We start from the raw sequence: 16,977 nt of genomic DNA, 5'->3' as shown, positions 1-16,977 counted from the left end.
ATTATCATTTTTAAATTAATGGAACCTTTTAATCATTGCTTCATAAAGGTTTTCGGTATTTTCGCCGTGAAGCGCAGAGATAGGCACTACTGTATGTTGAGGGAATACTGATGTTATACGCTCCGGGGTGGCTTCAGGGAGATCTATTTTATTTGCAACGATTACAAATGGGATTTTCCTTGCCTCTAGATTTCCAATTATGGTAATGTTTGCCTGTGTAAGCGGATCTTTGGTGGCGTCTACAACTAAAATAACGCCAGTAACATCATCTAACCATTTGATAGCTTCTATTATGCCTTTAGTTGCTTCTTTTGCCCTTTCCTTTGCTTCTGCCTCAGATAGACCAAATTGCAGAAAATTCTTGTAGTCTATTTTTGTTGCTATTCCTGGCGTGTCTATTATATCAAAATCAAGTTCAACCCCGTTATGTTTTATACTTACATGTTCTTGCCTGTAAACTTTTCTTGTTTCGTGTGGAATCTCTGATGATAGTCCTAATGGTTTTCCTATCCAATCGTTGGTCATTGTATTTGCTAAGGTAGTCTTTCCTGAATTAGGATGACCATATAATCCTATTTTTAGTTTCTTATCTTTTCCAAGCAGTTTATTTAGGAATCTTCTGAAAATATTTGGCATCTTATCACTCTTTATATATTTGGCCAGGTTCAAGGATAACAACCTTCGTTTTTTTGTTTGTTGATTCAACCATGTCTGCAAACTCTTCAGGGTCCTGTTCAATTACAGGAAATGTATTGTAATGCATTGGAATTACAACATAGGGATCAATCCATTGCGTAGCTATTGAAGCTTCCAGAAGTCCCATGGTGAATCTATCACCAATTGGAATTAATGCAATTTGGGGGTTATAAATACCTTTTATCACGTCTTTCATATCTCCAAAAACGCCTGTATCGCCAGAATGGTATATTCTTTTACCGTTCTCAAGCTGTATGATGTAACCGCAGGCGCTTCCCCCAACACCCATTTCTTCTATAAAGTCCATATCCGCTGAATGAGTTGCATCAACCATAGTTATCTTAATGCCGTGTATTTCAACCGATCCTCCTATGTTCATCCCTATAGCTTCAAAGCCCTGTTTTGCAAGATATAATGAATGCTCGTGATTTCCGATTACTACTGCGCCAGTTCTGTTTGCTATTTCCATGGTATCTCCAAAATGGTCACCGTGCCCATGGGTAACACATATTATATCTGCTTCTATTTCTTCAACTGGAACTGGACAAGTTGGGTTATTGCTTATAAATGGGTCTATTAATATCTTTAAATTTTCCTCTGATATTATTTCAAATGCAGAATGTCCAAACCATTTTATTTCCATTAATGCATCTCCTTAAGTTTTATTGAGTTATCCCTAATTCTATACTCTGTGAGAGGCCCCATGCTTCTTCAAACATTCTTTCAATTTCTTCAATGGATTTCTGGTCTTTATAAATTACTCCTACCTCGAAACTTTCGTATATAGGATCAGTAGAGATTATTAAACCATTTTCTTCATCGGACACGATTGCTACTGTGTGAACATGAGGCATAGTCCTTATTTCTACATTATTTTCCATTAAAAGCTTGATGAGCTCAACTGATGCATCATCATCCATGCTTGCTTCCTGTATAATCATTTTACTTTCTGTTTCCATAAACCTTTTAAGAACGCTTACATCTACATTACGGATCCAGGGATACATCATTAATATGCGGTTATTTGCTTTTAAAATGGTATCTTTCATTGTTTCCTGTACTTCACCAGCATCAAAAGACCATATTATGCTTGGATCTTTGGATTCTGATTTAATCTGGTCTAATGTGCCTTTGAAAGAATCCAGACGTTCCTCGATGAGATTTTCTATGTCCTTGGTATTTTGGATGTAACTTTCCTTTAACCTGTTCAATCTGTTTTTTACAAACTCGTCTTCGTTATCTGAGGTAGGCCTCACAGGTTTCACCTTTTTAATTCGTTTAGGTTTCTTTTCTACCGCTTTTGGAGACTTTGTAGGTGCTTTACTGGGCACTGTCGGACTTTTTTCAATTGGTGCTGCTGTTTTGGTGATGCTTTGAGCTCCAGATGTTTTTGGCTCATTTAATGCTTCTTTAGTTGTGATAGGTTCCCTTAGATTCTTAGGCACTCGTTTAGGATTGATTTTACGTGGAATCATCTGCTTTTTATTCTCTACAGTGCTATTTCCTGCTTCAGAAATTATTCTATTTCTAATATTTTCTGTTTCCCGTGGTTTTTTGGCTATTGTGGGTTTTTCCATTGATAAATCTGTTTTTTTATCCATTTTGGGCATGATGTTCCCTATGTTTTTGGAAGATTCTTCTTTTTTAGGCATTTTAAGTCCAGTTAAGTTCCCTGCTTCTACTTTGCCCGCAAATAGGACTACTAACACCATTCCTACAACTGCAAGTAAAAGTCCTACAAAAAATGCTAAAATATTGGGAGGAGTTGCAAATCCCCAATTGTACATAGCATAAATGCCCCCAATAACTAACACGATCCCAAAAGCTGTAATAATTAAATTGATCATTTGATGCCTCCAACTCATATCTTTTTTATCCATTATTATTACAATAATGAAGAGCCCCTTTATACCCACTCTAAGCTTTAATTAATATTACTACAATAAAAATCTTTTTATTTACTCTATTCTATTAAATCCATAATTGAATTTAATTAAATTCATTAAAATTAACCAAAAAACCTTAAACTTTTTGTTTTTAATTGATTAAATGTTTAGATACGTGATTAGATCAGTATTATAATTGATTAATTTAGAATTTTAGTTAGAAAACTAATTAATCTAAATATAGTCGGGTGCAAAAATTTTTACTATCTTAAATGAAATGGTGAAATATTGAATTTAATCAATGAAATCCTTACACAGTACTTCCAGAATTGTAAGTTTAATTAAGCATCATTTTGCTTTGCATATTTCAAAATAATTTTTGCCGCATTTTCTTTTCCGTCGTATTTAGAAAATTCTTTTTTGACAATTTCAGCTTTCTGCTTTAAATCATCATCATCGTGTAAAATATTGTTTATATCATCTGCAAATTCTTGGGGATTTAATTCATTTATGTTTTTTACTGCAGATATTCCATATTTTTTCATATTTAAAGCATTTTTAATCTGTTCTGAATGATTATCAATAGGTACAAGTATGTTTGGAATACCCAGTGAAGCTAATTCCATTGTAGTGTTATGGCCTGCAAGACTTATTACAACATCAGAAAGTTTCATCCATTCCATAATGTCTTCTAAAAATTCTTTTTTTACTATTTTATCTGAGTCTTGTATAAAATCAAATGATATTTGGGGTCCTGTTACTATAATTATCTTATTACAATCTATCCATTTTGCAGAATCAATTATTAGATTGAGTAATTTTTTTCCAAATTTACTTCCTCCAACAGTAACAAGAACTATTTTATCATTTTCATGGAATCTTAATTTCTTTCTAAGTTCATTTTTATCTTCAATTTGGGAGGGATTTCTTTTAAGGAAAGGGCCAGTAAATGTAGTAATACCTCTTAATTTAGGGGGTATCTCAATAGAATTTTCTATATCTGGAATAATAATAGCATCGCACTGATTTGATACACTCTCGATGAATCTTTTAAGTCCATTTTCAGCATATTCAATAATTTTTCTATCGGGATAAAGCTCTGCAAAATTAAGTGTTAACTCATTTGTTATCAAAATACATGGTATTTTGAGAATTCTGCATGTAATGGGAGCTGAATAATGTGAATCACCAATCACAATATCTGGTTTAAGTTCTTTTATGATTTTAAATTCATGGTATATGTTTTTAATGAAAATAAATGGTATATTAATTGATTTTTTGGCAGTGTATTTGATATCAAGCTCACCATTACCTCCATAAAGCTGTATGTCGGGTAATTTGAATATTTTATACTTTCCCTGCTTTGATAACATTTCATAGCCTGGACCGTAACTTGCAAAATTAACATCTACATTTTTCTCTTCAAGTCTTTTTGCAAGGGCAATATCTCTTGAAACATGCCCCATACCTATTCCACAGGTCATAAAAAGCACTTTCATAATTAATTAATCCTCGAAGTAGTTTTCATTAAAATAATTTAATTAATTTTTATATTTAGCAAATATATAATATTCTTTTAACTTATTATGGCTTGAATATATTTAAATTACTAATAAAATCTTAAATATTCATACCGTATGCAAAGTTTTTATATAATATGTAAGCAATTCATAAAATAGGGCATAAATGGAGGTATTGCATGATGGAGTTTTTAAAAGATGAAGGTGGTCAGGGAGCAGCTGAATATATTTTACTCTTCGGTGGTGTTATTGCGATAGCTATAGCTGCACTTTTAATCTACAGAGATTATATACATAGTACTAATCCACTTAACTCTGCAACTGATATTCCGAGCGTAAGGGGCAGTATGAAATAATTATACAAATGAACTTTAGTTTATTAGACATAATATTTTTTTGATCATTCACTTTGGGACTCAATGTAATTAATGAGGTTTTTTAATAGGTCTGTTGATCCTTTTTCGCTGCTTAAGCTCCATGCCAGTTTGTTTTTTAGGACAGTTTTTTGATCTTGAGGTTGAGTATTTAAATAATAGATTATTCTGTTAAATAGAAGAGCTTTATTATTTGTATTCAAGTCTTTGGATGTACTATTTTCCATTTCATCTATTTTTCCTCTAAAAATAATTTTAAGTTTATGGGACGCGTTTTTTACTTCCGTAGGGTCATCACTTTCTAATTGATTTATTAATATATTTATATCAAGGGGATCTGTCTTTATCACGCTGAAGATAATGCCATCTGCTTTTATGGATTGTATCCTTTTAATGCCATCATAGACATCAAAGTCATAGCCTGTTATGTATATTTTCCCTTCCTTTAAAAATGACATTAAAATTTCATTTAATGTCTTATCGGAAATATTAGACTGTTTTCGGATTTCTTCTAAAAGTTTTTTCCTGGAGAGCTCGTTTTCTCCAATCATTTTCAATGTTAACTCTTTTAGTTTGTGATTTTTTGACATGTGATAACACTTTTTATTTGATATGTGAAAATATGCACATAATAGTATATAAAAACTAATGCTGTGGTGATGATGATACATGAACTAAGAATAAGTTATAGAACAGATTAGAAACTTAAATGAATGGAGATGATATATGATAGTATTAAATAATCTATTATGATATGTGGATTTAATAATATTATGCAAATAGTTTATATATGATTAAAAGTATAGAAAAAAATGCATAATTAAAATGGAGGTGCTGTATTATGGAGTTTTTAAAAGATGAAGGTGGTCAGGGAGCAGCTGAATATATTTTACTCTTCGGTGGTGTCATCGTTATAGCTATAGCTGCATTATTGATTTACAGAGCATATTTCAGCAGTAACTCAAACTTGAACGCTGCACAAGATGTAAACACTGTAAGAAGCAGTATACCATCTTAAATGGAAATAGGGGCTACATTTTATGGATAATAAGGCTCAAATCAGCGCAGAAATGATTCTCATAATGGGAGCATTAGTGATACTGGTTATTGTAGCAGGAAAATGGATATTTGATATATCTCAGTCTGTTGCAGGAAATGTATCAACTGTTGTTGACGCTGCAAAGGATTCGACAATTAATAAGATGTAGCCTTTATTTTTTTTTAACTTTTTATTAATTATTAGTTGATAGTTTGATTTTTTAATTAATTTCAAATAGTAACTTCTTTTTTTAAGGTGTGTTCCTAATATTTTAAACTTATTAAAATACTTCAATTAAGAAGTAACCTTTTGAAACTATTTTTGTATTTAAATTGTATGTTAATTATATTGATATTATGCGGAATTATAATGTGAATTTTTAGATAGGGATGAGGAAAGATCGTTGAATATATTTTACTCTTTGGTGGCATCCTTGTTAAGCTATGTTTTCAATATATAAGCCTACTTCATCAGCATTCAAATATACGATGCACATGGATAATTAAAGGGAACTATAAAACAATTAATTCGATTAAATTAAAATAAGAGTTATTTTGATTTTTGAAATTTCCACACATTTACATCATTCATTTTATAAATAGATTTAAGATTATAGTTATTACTTTTTTCGAGTATTAATTTGGTAAATGTGGAATTTTCAAAGTGTTTATCTAAAATAACTGATTTTTTATCATCTATATTTAATACAACACAAAAATTGTTAGTTTTATTGAGGTAGCTTTTTTTTATTTTACCATTTTCGATAATTATTACACAATAAGGAGTGTTATTATTCCATTTAACCCATCGTGTCTTTAAGTTCATAACTATTCCATCATCAGTTTTTAAGATATCAGGGTATTCCTTAATTTTACCGAAGGAATAAAAGTAATTTGGGGATTTATCCATTTCAAAATTCCATTCTCCGAAATTAAATATCCAATATCCTCCATCGATCATTTTAGAGTAAGTTATCACTACAAATGGTTTTGAGTTATTTGGATGTGTATATTTTAAGACATTATCTGCATGGCTTTGACTTAAGCTGTAATTATCTATAAGTATGATTTCTGCAGTTTTTCTATCAACAGGTAATATTTCATTTAAGATTTCAACACTTTTACTCATATTTCGGGTATACCTTTCTAAGGTTAACCATGATAGATCTCCGCTTGTAGCAAGCATTCTAAAAATTCCAAGGGATAAATTTTCATTACTTGTTGAAAAAGCCCTGTCAATCCAATATTCTCTGGCAACGCTGGGAGATTTATTACTTAAAATACGTGTATTTTCATAGTTTCTTACAGGTAAAGTTTCAATATAGCCTAATCTCCCGTCAAAAACAACTGGACGATCTGCTACTGCAGAGAAGAAATGGCCGTATACCCAACTGGATATAACAACCGTATCATTAGATGTGTTATTGTTAATCCAAACTGCAGTATCCCAAAGATCATCATTCATACGTGGAACTAAACCAGCAGATGTATTATAAGCAGGTAAGACACTTAATGATACGATCACTATGAGAACAGACAGAGAAAGTAATTTATTCAGCTGTTTTTTATCTAAATAATTGAAATATTCTTTAATAATTCCCATAGTTATTCCTGCAAGTATCACAAGTGGAGGTACAAGCAGTAATATAAATCTAATACCTTCTTTTAGAGAACAAATACCTATTACTGTCCAGATTATTAGAAACGAATAAAAAAACCAGTTCATTTCATTTAAAAAAACGTTTTTTTAGCTTTTCATCTTTTAAAACTTTAAATATTATAAAGATGCCGAGAATAGTTAGTCCAGACAGAACAAAGCCTATTCCATTTATTGCATCTTTTAACGATGGCGGCTGCAGTTCAGTGATGAATATATATGCATTTGGCCAGGGAGCCCATACACCCTGATTTCCGGCTATTTTTATAAGTTCAAAAATCCCAGAGATCAAGCTGACAATATTTAAAATACCTGTAAAAACAAAAATCAGCGATATACTGCCTAAAATAAATATTCCAGATATATAAACTATTTTTTTAATATCCTTCTTTTTTATTATTCTCCACAATACATAAAAAATGCAAAAAATTGAGATTATATAAAATAAATATTGCCACCCGTCCCATGCTAGGGCAAAAATAAACATTGAAATTGAAGATAAGCATGCAAAAATAGTACGAGTTTTAATATTATTGCTTTTAAATGCTTCAAAGAAAAATAAGATAATTAGAAGTGGAAATAAAACATTGAACATATCTGTATCGAACCAACCCGGAACACTCCTTACAAAATAAAGGAGGGAAGTAACAGCTAAAACACCTGCAGCTATCCCCCCATAATCGTTAGTGAGTCTACTTACAATGAAATAAGCAGGAATACCACAAAGTGGAGCTATAAAAGCAGGTATCCAGAAAGAAACTGACAAAAGAGATACTGGAGTAAATATGCTTAGTAATTTGTAAATAAAAGAGGTAATGTATGCAATAAGTGGGGGATAATCTATTGGAACTCCTGGAGGATAATATGAGTGCAGATCCCAGTCTGTACCATTTATAACTGCATCTCCAAGATAACCATGATCAAGATAATCTTGAGTCATCCTGTAATTATAATATGAATCCATATCATACATGTATGGGAGCCTGTTTTGATCCTCGTAAAACGCTTTTTCATCACTAGGAATTCCGTGGAGATGAGATGAATCTACTCTCAAGCTGAATCCAATAAAAAATATGAATAAAATAATAGCTAACTTAATAAAATGTTCTTTTTTAAGCATTGAGGCACCAATTTAAGAGTTGAATGAAGTTTTCCACACTACTGTTTTATTGTCTTTATATATTGGTTGGAAATTTGTTGAGTTACTTTTTTCAAGTACCAATCGGGTAAATAATGAATTTTCAAAGCGTTTATCAACTACAATTGACTTATTAGTGTCTATATTAAGTATAATGTCAAAATCACTGTTTTTATTGGAATAATATTTTTTAATGTTGTTATTTTTAATTATTATAACAGAGTAGGGGACTTGTCCATTCCATGTTGCAGTTCCTGCTTTTAAATTCATTAAGATTCCATTACTGCTGTTAAATGTATTATCAGTTATATTTATTTTTCCAACAGAATAGGTTATATTATCCCCCTCTCTTTTATTGAAGTTCCATGATCCAAAGTAAAATGTCCAGTAACCTTTAGCTACCATGCCATCAGTTGTTACAAGTACAAAAGGCCGCGGATTATTTGGATGGGTGTAATTTAAAACAGTTTGGGCTTCTTGTTTATTTAACTTGTACTCAGTTATAAGCACTGTTAGGGCTTCTTCTTTATTAAGTCCGAGAATGTTGTTTAAAATTTCTACTGTTTTTGTAGTATTTTTAGTGTAATTATCTAGAGTTAAGTAACCTATATCTCCATTAGTTGCAATCATTTTGAAAATACCAATGGATAGACTCTCGTTATCTGTTTCAAAAGCCCTATAAATCCAATATTCTCTTGAAACACTGGGCGATTTATTACCAAAAGAATATGAGCTTTCATAGTTTCTTGCAGGTAAAGTTTCTATGTATCCTAATCTTCCATCAAAGCTAACTGAACGATCTGCAATTGCTGTAAAAAGGTGTCCATAACTCCAATCAGAAATAATCACAGTTTCATTGGATGTGTTGTTGTTAATCCATTGGCAGGCAGTCCAAAGATCATCATCTGTACCTGGAATAAAGCTAGAATAACTAGCTGAAACGTTTGCAACTGCGGGAATTGCAAACAGAAGTATTATAATAATAGATATAATTTGTGGCAATTTTTTCCTATTTTTAAAGATATTGAATTTTTTGCTGTTTTTAAGGATATTTAGATAGGAAACGCATAACCCTGCCATGATCCCAGTGCTCAGGACAAGAGGAGGTATAATAAGTAATATAAATCTGGAACCTTCTGTAAGGGCAAAAAACCCAATTATGGCCCATAAAAGAAGGAATGAAAAGAAAATCCAGCTCATTCTATTTAAAAATCTTTTTTTGAGATTTTCATTTATTAAAACCCTAAAAATCCATATAAATCCAAATATTCCTCCAAAAAATGCAATTCCAACACCTGAAATTATATGTTCTAATGTTGGTTTGGCGAGTTCTGAGACTGAAATATAAATATCTGGCCATGGGGTCCAAATATTACTACTTCCAATCATCTCTAAAAGTTGAATTGGTCTTGTAAAAAGTGTAATAACATCTAAATAACCGTTTAAGACTACAACCATCAGTAAAGTACTAATAGAGAACCCTCCAACAATGTATAAAAGGTTCTTTATATTTTTCCTATTTAACCGGTTCCATATGATATAACATATGGAGAAAAGAACTATCAAATAGAAATAATATTGCCAGCCTTCCCATGATATTGCAAAGAATAACATTGAAATTGCAGACAAAACTGTAAAAAGAATGCGTTTTCTGTTGTTTTCACTGTGTACTGCTTCAAAGAAGAACCATACAATTAATAGAGGGAAAATGATGTTAAACATATCTGTGTCAAACCAGCCAGGAACAGTCCTGATAAAATAGAAGGGGGCAGTTGTCATTAATATTCCGGCTACTGTGGCCCCATATACATTTGTAAACCTGCGCACGAAAAGGTATGCAACTACACCGCTTAATGGGCCTATAAATGCAGGTAACCAGAAGCAGACTACAAGGAGAGGAGTACTGGAAAATAGATTTACTATTTTATAGATGAGTGTTGTAAGGTAAACTATGAATGGAGGATAATCCATTGGGACTCCTGGAGGATAATAAGAGTGTAAATCCCACTGAGTACCATTTATAATTGTGTCTCCAATATAGCCGTGATCAAGATAATTTTCTGTTAGCCGGTAATTGTAGTATGAATCTAATTCATACATGTATGGAAGCCCATTTTGGTCTTGATAAAAACCTTTTTCATCAGTTGGAATCCCTGAAATTTGAGTAGATTCTACTCTAAGAACAAATCCTACTAAAAATATAATTATTATAATCGCAATTGTTATTGAGATATCTCTTTTTGAAATATTATTACTTATTAACATCTTATCTAAACTAACTTCGTATTTAAACGATATAACTTTATTGCAAAATTATTATATTGTGGGAGTAAACATACGCCTATAAAAATGGGGATATATCTCCTAAAATTATTACTTAGAAATAATAAGATGATAAAATGCATAGAATAAGTTTAAATGATTTATTAGATCTTGAATGGACAAAAATTCCGTATATTATGGTATTGATTACATCCTTTCTTTTATCAAGAATTCCTTTTTTAAATTTAGGATTTGGAGTTGATCCTGATGCCTGGAGAATTGCAGGCTCTGCATTTGATTTAAGTTATTTCCACGTCTATCACCCTTCAAGATTTCCAGGATATCCATTTCCAGAATATTTTAATGCACTCCTGATTCATTATGGGTGGATAGCTACAAATGCAGCAACGATGGTCATATCTTTAATTTCGGTTGTAGTATTTGCAAAAATTCTAAAAGAGCTGAATGTAAAAAATAAGGGGCTGCTGGTAATCACATATATATTTTTACCTATTTTATGGATTAACAGCACTGTAACCATGGATTACATGTGGGCCCTCGCATTTATCCTTCTTACATGGTTTTTTATCATTAAAAAACAATATGCTCTTGCAGGCTTAATGATGGGTCTGGCTATTGGATCAAGAATAACATCTGTAGTCTTCATACTTCCTTTTATTTATCTAATTCTGGTGAAAAATAAAGAAATTAAAAAAATCATTTACTTTTTTGTTGCAACATGTTTAACTGCATTAACCCTTTTTTTACCATTATATCTGCAGTATGGTCTAAATTTTATATCATATTATCCAACACAGACTGGAATATTATTCATTTGGTATGATCTGACCTACTATTTTGGTATTCTGGCGGTATTATTTGGATTAATTGTAATTATATTATCTTCAGAAAAATTGTTTGAGAATATAATTAAGAAAGATGAATTAACAATATTTTTATTATTTTCTATTTTTTTAGTTGTATTTTTATATATCGGGACACCTTATGAGATGGCATATATTATTCCAGCAATACCATTTGGACTGGTGCTGTTAAGTAAAATAAGTAAAAGAAAACTTTTTGGCATATTATGCATTTTTTTAGTGTTAAATTCGTTTATATCATTTGGATTATCTTCTAGTCTCTTTCCAGTTATTGGTAATGGTGCAGTCATAAGTGATGCTGAGATTAGGGCGGTGATAACAGGTGATATCGATGAGGTAACGCGTAATATAAATAATTCGATTATCATTTCTGGTGAATATTTTCCAATTATGGTTTATATCTATGAAAAATCACAAAACAACTCTCAAATAATTGGATTTGGTAAAAACGATTATGGAATGCACTGGAACCATGAAAAAAATGTTGGATATGTATACATGACTCCTCTTAATGAAATAGAGCACTGGCAAAAAAAAGGTTATAAAATATACTACATGGGAAGCTCTGCCGTTGATCTTACTGAATTAAATTATAAATACAATCTCAAAGATTATAATTATTCCAATGCGTTTACTTCTTTAAATACATAATAATCAGTCAGTTTATACTGCTATTTGTTGTTCAGGCAGCATTATTTATTCTAAATTCTTTTATTGTTACATTGTTAATGTTTTTAACTAAAATAATTCCTTGCGACTCATAAATATTAATTTTTTGATGCTGCCCTTCAAATCCCACTATTGTCCCATATTCTCCACCAACATATTTTCCGTTAGAGATCTTTCTCCCGGTCATCCATGCAATTTTCTCTGCAAGTTTTGACTCTGTCCATATCACATCATTTCCACCGGTATTTTGTTCAATATAATCTTTTAGTGGTGCATAATCACCTTCAAATGGGTAATTAAGGGCTTCCCATCCTTTACCCTGTTGATTAGGTAGTTGAGCAAAAAAGATTACTGCACCTACCATTGAAAGTAACAAAAACATTAAAATTAGAATTGATGAAAAAATCGGTTTATAATTATGTGACACATATTCATATCCTTTTTGTACAGTTAATCCTGATAAAATTGCCATAGGTAATGTTGCAAATTGAAATCCTCTTAAGTAATCTCCTTGAAATCCAAAAAAGCTGAAGACAATTACTGTTGTTACGTAAGTTAAAATTAATTCAAATTGTTTCTTGTTAATTTTAAGCAGTAAATAGAGGCCAATACTCCCAAGTGTGTAAACAAGTAAAAAGCTGTAGATGCTGCCAATAATTTCAGTGGTACCAAAAATAGTATTTAAGTGGGTCACTGAATAAAACGTTCCAAGTGTAATCATCCGATTGCTGAAATATATCCAGTAACCTGCCCAGAAAATGATTGATGGTAGTAACAGTGCAATTATCTTTAGATTTCTTTTGTCTTTATAGTTATCCACGAAAAACAATGGTAAAAAACTTACCAGAGCTATCATATGTGTCCATAGTCCTAATAATGCCATTATAAATGCTTTTTTCTTATCTTTGGGTAGGTAATATATTGTTAACATGGCGAAAATGGGAATGTAAGTTGCAGGAATTGCAATTATTAAAGTATATTGTAGTGGACCTAGTAATGCAAAAATTCCCGCAAAATAACCTGCAAATATACCATATTCCTTGTTAGCTATCCATGTTGCAACTCCAACTGTTAACATGAGCTGTAGAACACACATAAATGAATGTGCAAATCTTACACCACCTAATCCCCACATTAAAGCATAAACTGTATCAATTAAAGGTTGGTGCCATACTGGTCTTCCTAAGGGGTAATAAGTTAAATTGTCCCAGAAAAGACCCAATAGTGGGTTTAGAAGTATATCATGGGCTTTTGCCAGATGAAAATCTGTATCTCCTGCATTTGGAAAGAGATAGTAGGGTTTAATAAGAATTACTGCAAATATTATGATTAAAGGGGTAAAAGGAATTAATTTATTTGGGATATCCTTAGCTTTCAAATAATCACACCTTAATTACATCATTGAAATTATGGATAATAAATAGTGTTGTAGTATAACTATTTTTGGGATGGCAGATATATGAAAACAATTGAATGTCAGCATGTATCTAATTATAACTTGGATTAGATGTACAACTTGAGTATAATGTTTATAAATACTAGTTTTAAATGATGAAGTTTATTTTAGATATGTCTTAATTTTTTAAGAGTTTCCATTAATGTTTGAGTATATTAATATCATAAATAATGAAATTAATTTATGAATACAACTTGTAGAAATTCGTGTAGGATAATGGGGTGTTTAAAATCTTTTCAAAATAGTGCTTGCACTATTAATTTCTTTTTTTAGAAAAAAGATATAAATGAGCCATTACTACTAGTATTATGAAAATTTCTGTGATTATCCCAATGTACAATGAAGAAGAAAATGTCATTAAAACAATTCAGGAAGTAGATGCAGTCCTGAAGACATATAAAAACTATGAAATCATTGCAGTGGACGATGGAAGTTTTGATGGAACGTTTGAAATAGCATCTAATGTTGCATTGGAGAATCATAATGTACATGTACTGAAACATTCTTCAAATTGTGGAATGGGTAAAGCGCTTCGAACTGGCTTTAAAAAAGCTGAAGGCGATATAATTATCACTATTGATGCTGATTTAAGTTATGATACTTGTTATATTCCAAAATTAATTGACGCGCTTGATGGCGAAACTGACATTGTAATTGGATCCCAGTACATGGACGGTGGAAAAACAGAAGATATTCCTAGATTAAGGCTTTTTATAAGTAAAATGGCCAATAAAATTGTCGGATATGCTATGGCAAACAATGTAAGTACAGTAACTGGTGTTTTTAGAGCATACCGGAGGGAAGTTTTAGATTCAATAGAATTAGATTCCAATGGAACTGAAATTAACCCTGAAATACTGTCAAAGGCGAATGCCATAGGTTTTAGTATAAAAGAAGTCCCAGTTACATTAGGGGGCAGAAAATTTGGAGAATCTAAGGTAAAAATTAAATCCACAACAATTTCACATTTATTATTCACATTCAATGAAAAACCTATGGTCTTGTTTGGGGCTATTGGGTTCATTTTATTATTTATAGGATCTGTAAGTGCATTATATCTATTTTATCAGTTTATTATGGGCATTTTAGACCCTACAAGGCCGTTAATGTTATTTATGGTTTTAATGATACTTTCGGGGATACAGATATTGGTTTTTGGATTCGTTGCCACTCAAATAAGCCTTCTTAGAAGGGAAGTTTACATTGTACAGAAGGAAAATAAGCTCTTAAGAAAAAAATTGAAATAATCCTGATCTTTAAGGTTTTATGTGATTTTATGAATGAACCAAAGGTTGCAATTGTCATTTTGGACTGGAACGGCTGGGAAGATACTATAGAATGCCTGGAATCACTATATCAAATTAGATATTCCAATTACTATGTAATACTTGTGGACAATAACTCTTCAAATGAGTCTATTTTAAAAATTAAAGATTATTGCAACGGTAAAGTAAATATTAAATCAAAATTTTTTGAGTATAATAAAGAAAATAAACCTATTGGAATAATAGAGTACAGCAAAGAAGAATCGGAATCTAAAGCCAGTGAAAAAGGTTTAACCCAAAATAACGACCATTTGATCCTAATAAAAAACGATAAAAATTACGGCTTTGCAGAAGGAAACAACATTGGGATGAGATACGCATTAAAAACTTTAAATGCAGACTATGTTTTGCTTTTAAATAATGATACTGTCGTTGATAAAGATTTTTTGGGAAAAATGGTGAATTTTGGAGAAATTAATAAAAATAATGGTATTATAGGCCCTAAAATTTATTATTATGACCAACCAAATACAATATGGTGTATTGGTGGGAAAATAGACTGGAAATTAGCTAGAGGTTTGCATATTGGCACAAATGAAGTTGATAATGGCCAGTACGATAAAACAGAAGAATTTAATTATGTAAGCGGGTCTGCATTTCTCATCAAACGAGAAGTTATGGATAAGATTGGTTTAATGGATAAAAAATTCTTTTTATATTTTGAAGAGACTGATCTAGCATTGAGGGCATCTAAAAATGGTTATAAAAGTGTTTATGCTCCTGGAGCAAAAATATGGCATAAAGTGTCTAAATCTGGAGGCGGGTTAAGCAAACCAATTGGTTTATATTATATAACTCGAAATAGATGGTTGTTTATGAAGAAATGGGCAAAAAAGAGTGACTATGCGTTTTTTATTATTTATCAGGTGATTGGTGCTGTTGTGTTTCCTGTAGTTTTGAGTATTTATTATAGAAATTGGAAACTTTTCCAGGCTTATTATGATGGTTTAATCAAGGGTTTAGGTAATTAAATTGTATTTTATTTGGATATAACTAATAACAACAAAAATTTTAATGAGTGAAATAATGAATTATCCAAGAGTTTCAATAATTATTTTAAACTGGAATGGTTGGGAAGACACTGTTGAATGTTTAGAATCTATTTTTCAGATCAATTATCTAAATTATTCTGTGATAATTGTAGACAATAATTCTAATGATGAATCTATATGCAAAATTAAAGAATATGCTGAAGGAAAATTAAAACCACAATCCAATTTTTTTGATTATGATTTCAGTAATAAACCTATAAAACTTGTTGAATATACAAAAAATGAATCTGAATCATTAAAAGTTATTGAAAATCGAAATAATTTAACATATAATGGGATTACACTAATAAAAAATGATGAAAATGATGGATTTGCTGAAGGGAATAATATTGGTATTCGATATGCGCTAAAAACTTTAAATACAGATTATATTCTCCTTTTAAACAATGATACTGTTGTTGACAAAGATTTTTTAAATAAATTAGTACAATACTCAAAGAGCGATAAAAATATAGGAATTATTGGACCAAAAATTTATTATTATGATTTTTTAAATAAAATTCAAGTTGCAGGGGCAAAAATTAATCTTTGGATGGGTAAATCTTATCTAGTTGGTGATTATGAGATAGATAAAGGCCAATATGATGAAATAAGAGAAGTAGATTTTATTTCAGGTTGCTGTTTTTTAGTTAAAAAAGAAGTTATTGATAAATTGGGATTGTTTAATGCAAATTATCATTGTTATTGGGAAGAATCAGATTATTGTTTATCATCCAAAAAAATAGGATATCAATGTATTTATTATCCCTCATCGAAAATCTGGCATAAGGGATCAAAATCTACAAACAAAGTTAATGGGCTTCTTTCGTATTATATGGCGAGAAATCGGTTTTGGTTCATGAAAAAGCATGCATCAACTATTCAATATGTAATATTCGTACTTTATTTTTTTATGTTCAAATTTTGGCACGTAAATATTGATTTTTTATTTAAAAGAAAAATTAAGGATATTAATCGATTTTCATCAGGGGTTAAAGATGGTATTAAAATAGATCCCAATAACCAATAACATTACACTGC

At 30.9% G+C, this 16,977-nt stretch carries 16 protein-coding genes; 7 read left to right on the top strand and 9 right to left on the bottom strand.

Annotation, left to right across the window (positions count from 1 at the left end; all coding sequences use genetic code 11):
- Positions 1-15: 15 nt before the first annotated feature.
- The 4 genes from ASJ80_RS09040 to ASJ80_RS09025 all read right to left on the bottom strand — a co-directional run bounded on the left by ASJ80_RS09040 (position 16) and on the right by ASJ80_RS09025 (position 4,081).
- Positions 16-636: an Era-like GTP-binding protein gene (locus ASJ80_RS09040; RefSeq protein ID WP_069585363.1), complete on the bottom strand. Its 621-nt coding sequence runs from the start codon at positions 634-636 to the stop codon at positions 16-18.
- Between the two features lie 4 nt (positions 637-640).
- On the bottom strand, positions 641-1,339 hold the full coding sequence (locus tag ASJ80_RS09035; RefSeq protein ID WP_069585361.1) for a metal-dependent hydrolase: 699 nt from the start codon (positions 1,337-1,339) through the stop codon (positions 641-643).
- 19 nt (positions 1,340-1,358) lie between these two features.
- Positions 1,359-2,543, bottom strand: coding sequence for a hypothetical protein (locus ASJ80_RS09030; protein ID WP_069585359.1), 1,185 nt, complete (start codon positions 2,541-2,543; stop codon positions 1,359-1,361).
- A 380-nt stretch (positions 2,544-2,923) separates the two neighbouring features.
- Entirely contained in the window at positions 2,924-4,081 is a 1,158-nt protein-coding gene (locus ASJ80_RS09025; protein ID WP_069585357.1) for a UDP-N-acetylglucosamine--N-acetylmuramyl-(pentapeptide) pyrophosphoryl-undecaprenol N-acetylglucosamine transferase, read from the bottom strand.
- Between the two features lie 203 nt (positions 4,082-4,284).
- Between ASJ80_RS09025 and ASJ80_RS09020 the strand changes: the two genes are divergently transcribed.
- Complete coding sequence (locus ASJ80_RS09020) at positions 4,285-4,458, top strand: class III signal peptide-containing protein (RefSeq protein ID WP_069585399.1); 174 nt, start codon at positions 4,285-4,287, stop codon at positions 4,456-4,458.
- A 44-nt stretch (positions 4,459-4,502) separates the two neighbouring features.
- Here the strand turns inward: ASJ80_RS09020 and ASJ80_RS09015 are convergent, their stop codons facing one another.
- Positions 4,503-5,066, bottom strand: coding sequence for a hypothetical protein (locus ASJ80_RS09015; protein WP_069585354.1), 564 nt, complete (start codon positions 5,064-5,066; stop codon positions 4,503-4,505).
- A gap of 251 nt (positions 5,067-5,317) precedes the next feature.
- On the opposite strand from ASJ80_RS09015, the gene ASJ80_RS09010 reads away from it, so the two are divergent.
- Entirely contained in the window at positions 5,318-5,494 is a 177-nt protein-coding gene (locus tag ASJ80_RS09010) for a class III signal peptide-containing protein (protein ID WP_069585351.1), read from the top strand.
- Positions 5,495-5,516: 22 nt separating this feature from the next.
- A complete protein-coding gene (locus ASJ80_RS09005) occupies positions 5,517-5,684 on the top strand; it encodes a class III signal peptide-containing protein (RefSeq protein WP_069585348.1) in 168 nt (55 codons plus the stop codon).
- Positions 5,685-6,064: 380 nt separating this feature from the next.
- Here the strand turns inward: ASJ80_RS09005 and ASJ80_RS17685 are convergent, their stop codons facing one another.
- The 3 genes from ASJ80_RS17685 to ASJ80_RS08995 are packed head-to-tail and all read right to left on the bottom strand — an operon-like array spanning position 6,065 to position 10,574.
- Positions 6,065-7,240 carry a glycosyltransferase family protein gene (locus ASJ80_RS17685; RefSeq protein WP_255360718.1) on the bottom strand — a complete coding sequence of 392 codons (1,176 nt, stop codon included), beginning with the start codon at positions 7,238-7,240 and terminating at the stop codon, positions 6,065-6,067.
- 1 nt (position 7,241) lies between these two features.
- Positions 7,242-8,291, bottom strand: coding sequence for a dolichyl-diphosphooligosaccharide--protein glycosyltransferase subunit STT3 (locus tag ASJ80_RS17680; protein ID WP_255360717.1), 1,050 nt, complete (start codon positions 8,289-8,291; stop codon positions 7,242-7,244).
- Between the two features lie 12 nt (positions 8,292-8,303).
- Positions 8,304-10,574 carry an STT3 domain-containing protein gene (locus ASJ80_RS08995; RefSeq protein ID WP_176720321.1) on the bottom strand — a complete coding sequence of 757 codons (2,271 nt, stop codon included), beginning with the start codon at positions 10,572-10,574 and terminating at the stop codon, positions 8,304-8,306.
- A 134-nt stretch (positions 10,575-10,708) separates the two neighbouring features.
- Here ASJ80_RS08995 and ASJ80_RS08990 point away from each other — a divergent pair, with 134 nt between their 5' ends.
- Complete coding sequence (locus ASJ80_RS08990) at positions 10,709-12,106, top strand: hypothetical protein (protein WP_069585346.1); 1,398 nt, start codon at positions 10,709-10,711, stop codon at positions 12,104-12,106.
- A gap of 31 nt (positions 12,107-12,137) precedes the next feature.
- Here ASJ80_RS08990 and ASJ80_RS08985 read toward each other — a convergent pair whose 3' ends face one another.
- The gene (locus ASJ80_RS08985; protein WP_069585344.1) at positions 12,138-13,502 is read right to left on the bottom strand and encodes a hypothetical protein; all 1,365 of its coding nucleotides are present in this window, start codon (positions 13,500-13,502) and stop codon (positions 12,138-12,140) included.
- 386 nt (positions 13,503-13,888) lie between these two features.
- Between ASJ80_RS08985 and ASJ80_RS08980 the strand changes: the two genes are divergently transcribed.
- From ASJ80_RS08980 to ASJ80_RS08970, 3 genes are read left to right on the top strand one after another with little or no spacing between them, the layout of a single operon-like run.
- Positions 13,889-14,827, top strand: coding sequence for a glycosyltransferase (locus ASJ80_RS08980; RefSeq protein WP_069585341.1), 939 nt, complete (start codon positions 13,889-13,891; stop codon positions 14,825-14,827).
- Positions 14,828-14,856: 29 nt separating this feature from the next.
- Positions 14,857-15,876, top strand: coding sequence for a glycosyltransferase family 2 protein (locus ASJ80_RS08975; RefSeq protein WP_069585338.1), 1,020 nt, complete (start codon positions 14,857-14,859; stop codon positions 15,874-15,876).
- Between the two features lie 55 nt (positions 15,877-15,931).
- A complete protein-coding gene (locus ASJ80_RS08970; protein WP_069585336.1) occupies positions 15,932-16,966 on the top strand; it encodes a glycosyltransferase family 2 protein in 1,035 nt (344 codons plus the stop codon).
- The last annotated feature ends 11 nt before the right edge of the window (positions 16,967-16,977 follow it).

Origin of the sequence: Methanobacterium bryantii (assembly GCF_002287175.1) — an archaeon.
Classification (GTDB): domain Archaea; phylum Methanobacteriota; class Methanobacteria; order Methanobacteriales; family Methanobacteriaceae; genus Methanobacterium_D; species Methanobacterium_D bryantii.
The sequence above is the reverse complement of the archived record's forward strand: the minus strand, read 5'-3'. Positions and strand labels throughout refer to the sequence as shown.

Excerpts from the sequence above, each read along its gene's own strand:
- ASJ80_RS09040 (WP_069585363.1), bottom strand. The coding sequence starts at position 636 with ATGCCAAATATTTTCAGAAGATTCCTAAATAAACTGCTTGGAAAAGAT.
- ASJ80_RS09035 (WP_069585361.1), bottom strand. The coding sequence starts at position 1,339 with ATGGAAATAAAATGGTTTGGACATTCTGCATTTGAAATAATATCAGAG.
- ASJ80_RS09030 (WP_069585359.1), bottom strand. The coding sequence starts at position 2,543 with ATGATCAATTTAATTATTACAGCTTTTGGGATCGTGTTAGTTATTGGG.
- ASJ80_RS09025 (WP_069585357.1), bottom strand. The coding sequence starts at position 4,081 with ATGAAAGTGCTTTTTATGACCTGTGGAATAGGTATGGGGCATGTTTCA.
- ASJ80_RS09020 (WP_069585399.1), top strand. The coding sequence starts at position 4,285 with ATGGAGTTTTTAAAAGATGAAGGTGGTCAGGGAGCAGCTGAATATATT.
- ASJ80_RS09015 (WP_069585354.1), bottom strand. The coding sequence starts at position 5,066 with ATGTCAAAAAATCACAAACTAAAAGAGTTAACATTGAAAATGATTGGA.
- ASJ80_RS09010 (WP_069585351.1), top strand. The coding sequence starts at position 5,318 with ATGGAGTTTTTAAAAGATGAAGGTGGTCAGGGAGCAGCTGAATATATT.
- ASJ80_RS09005 (WP_069585348.1), top strand. The coding sequence starts at position 5,517 with ATGGATAATAAGGCTCAAATCAGCGCAGAAATGATTCTCATAATGGGA.
- ASJ80_RS17685 (WP_255360718.1), bottom strand. The coding sequence starts at position 7,240 with ATGAACTGGTTTTTTTATTCGTTTCTAATAATCTGGACAGTAATAGGT.
- ASJ80_RS17680 (WP_255360717.1), bottom strand. The coding sequence starts at position 8,291 with ATGCTTAAAAAAGAACATTTTATTAAGTTAGCTATTATTTTATTCATA.
- ASJ80_RS08995 (WP_176720321.1), bottom strand. The coding sequence starts at position 10,574 with ATGTTAATAAGTAATAATATTTCAAAAAGAGATATCTCAATAACAATT.
- ASJ80_RS08990 (WP_069585346.1), top strand. The coding sequence starts at position 10,709 with ATGCATAGAATAAGTTTAAATGATTTATTAGATCTTGAATGGACAAAA.
- ASJ80_RS08980 (WP_069585341.1), top strand. The coding sequence starts at position 13,889 with ATGAAAATTTCTGTGATTATCCCAATGTACAATGAAGAAGAAAATGTC.
- ASJ80_RS08975 (WP_069585338.1), top strand. The coding sequence starts at position 14,857 with ATGAATGAACCAAAGGTTGCAATTGTCATTTTGGACTGGAACGGCTGG.
- ASJ80_RS08970 (WP_069585336.1), top strand. The coding sequence starts at position 15,932 with ATGAATTATCCAAGAGTTTCAATAATTATTTTAAACTGGAATGGTTGG.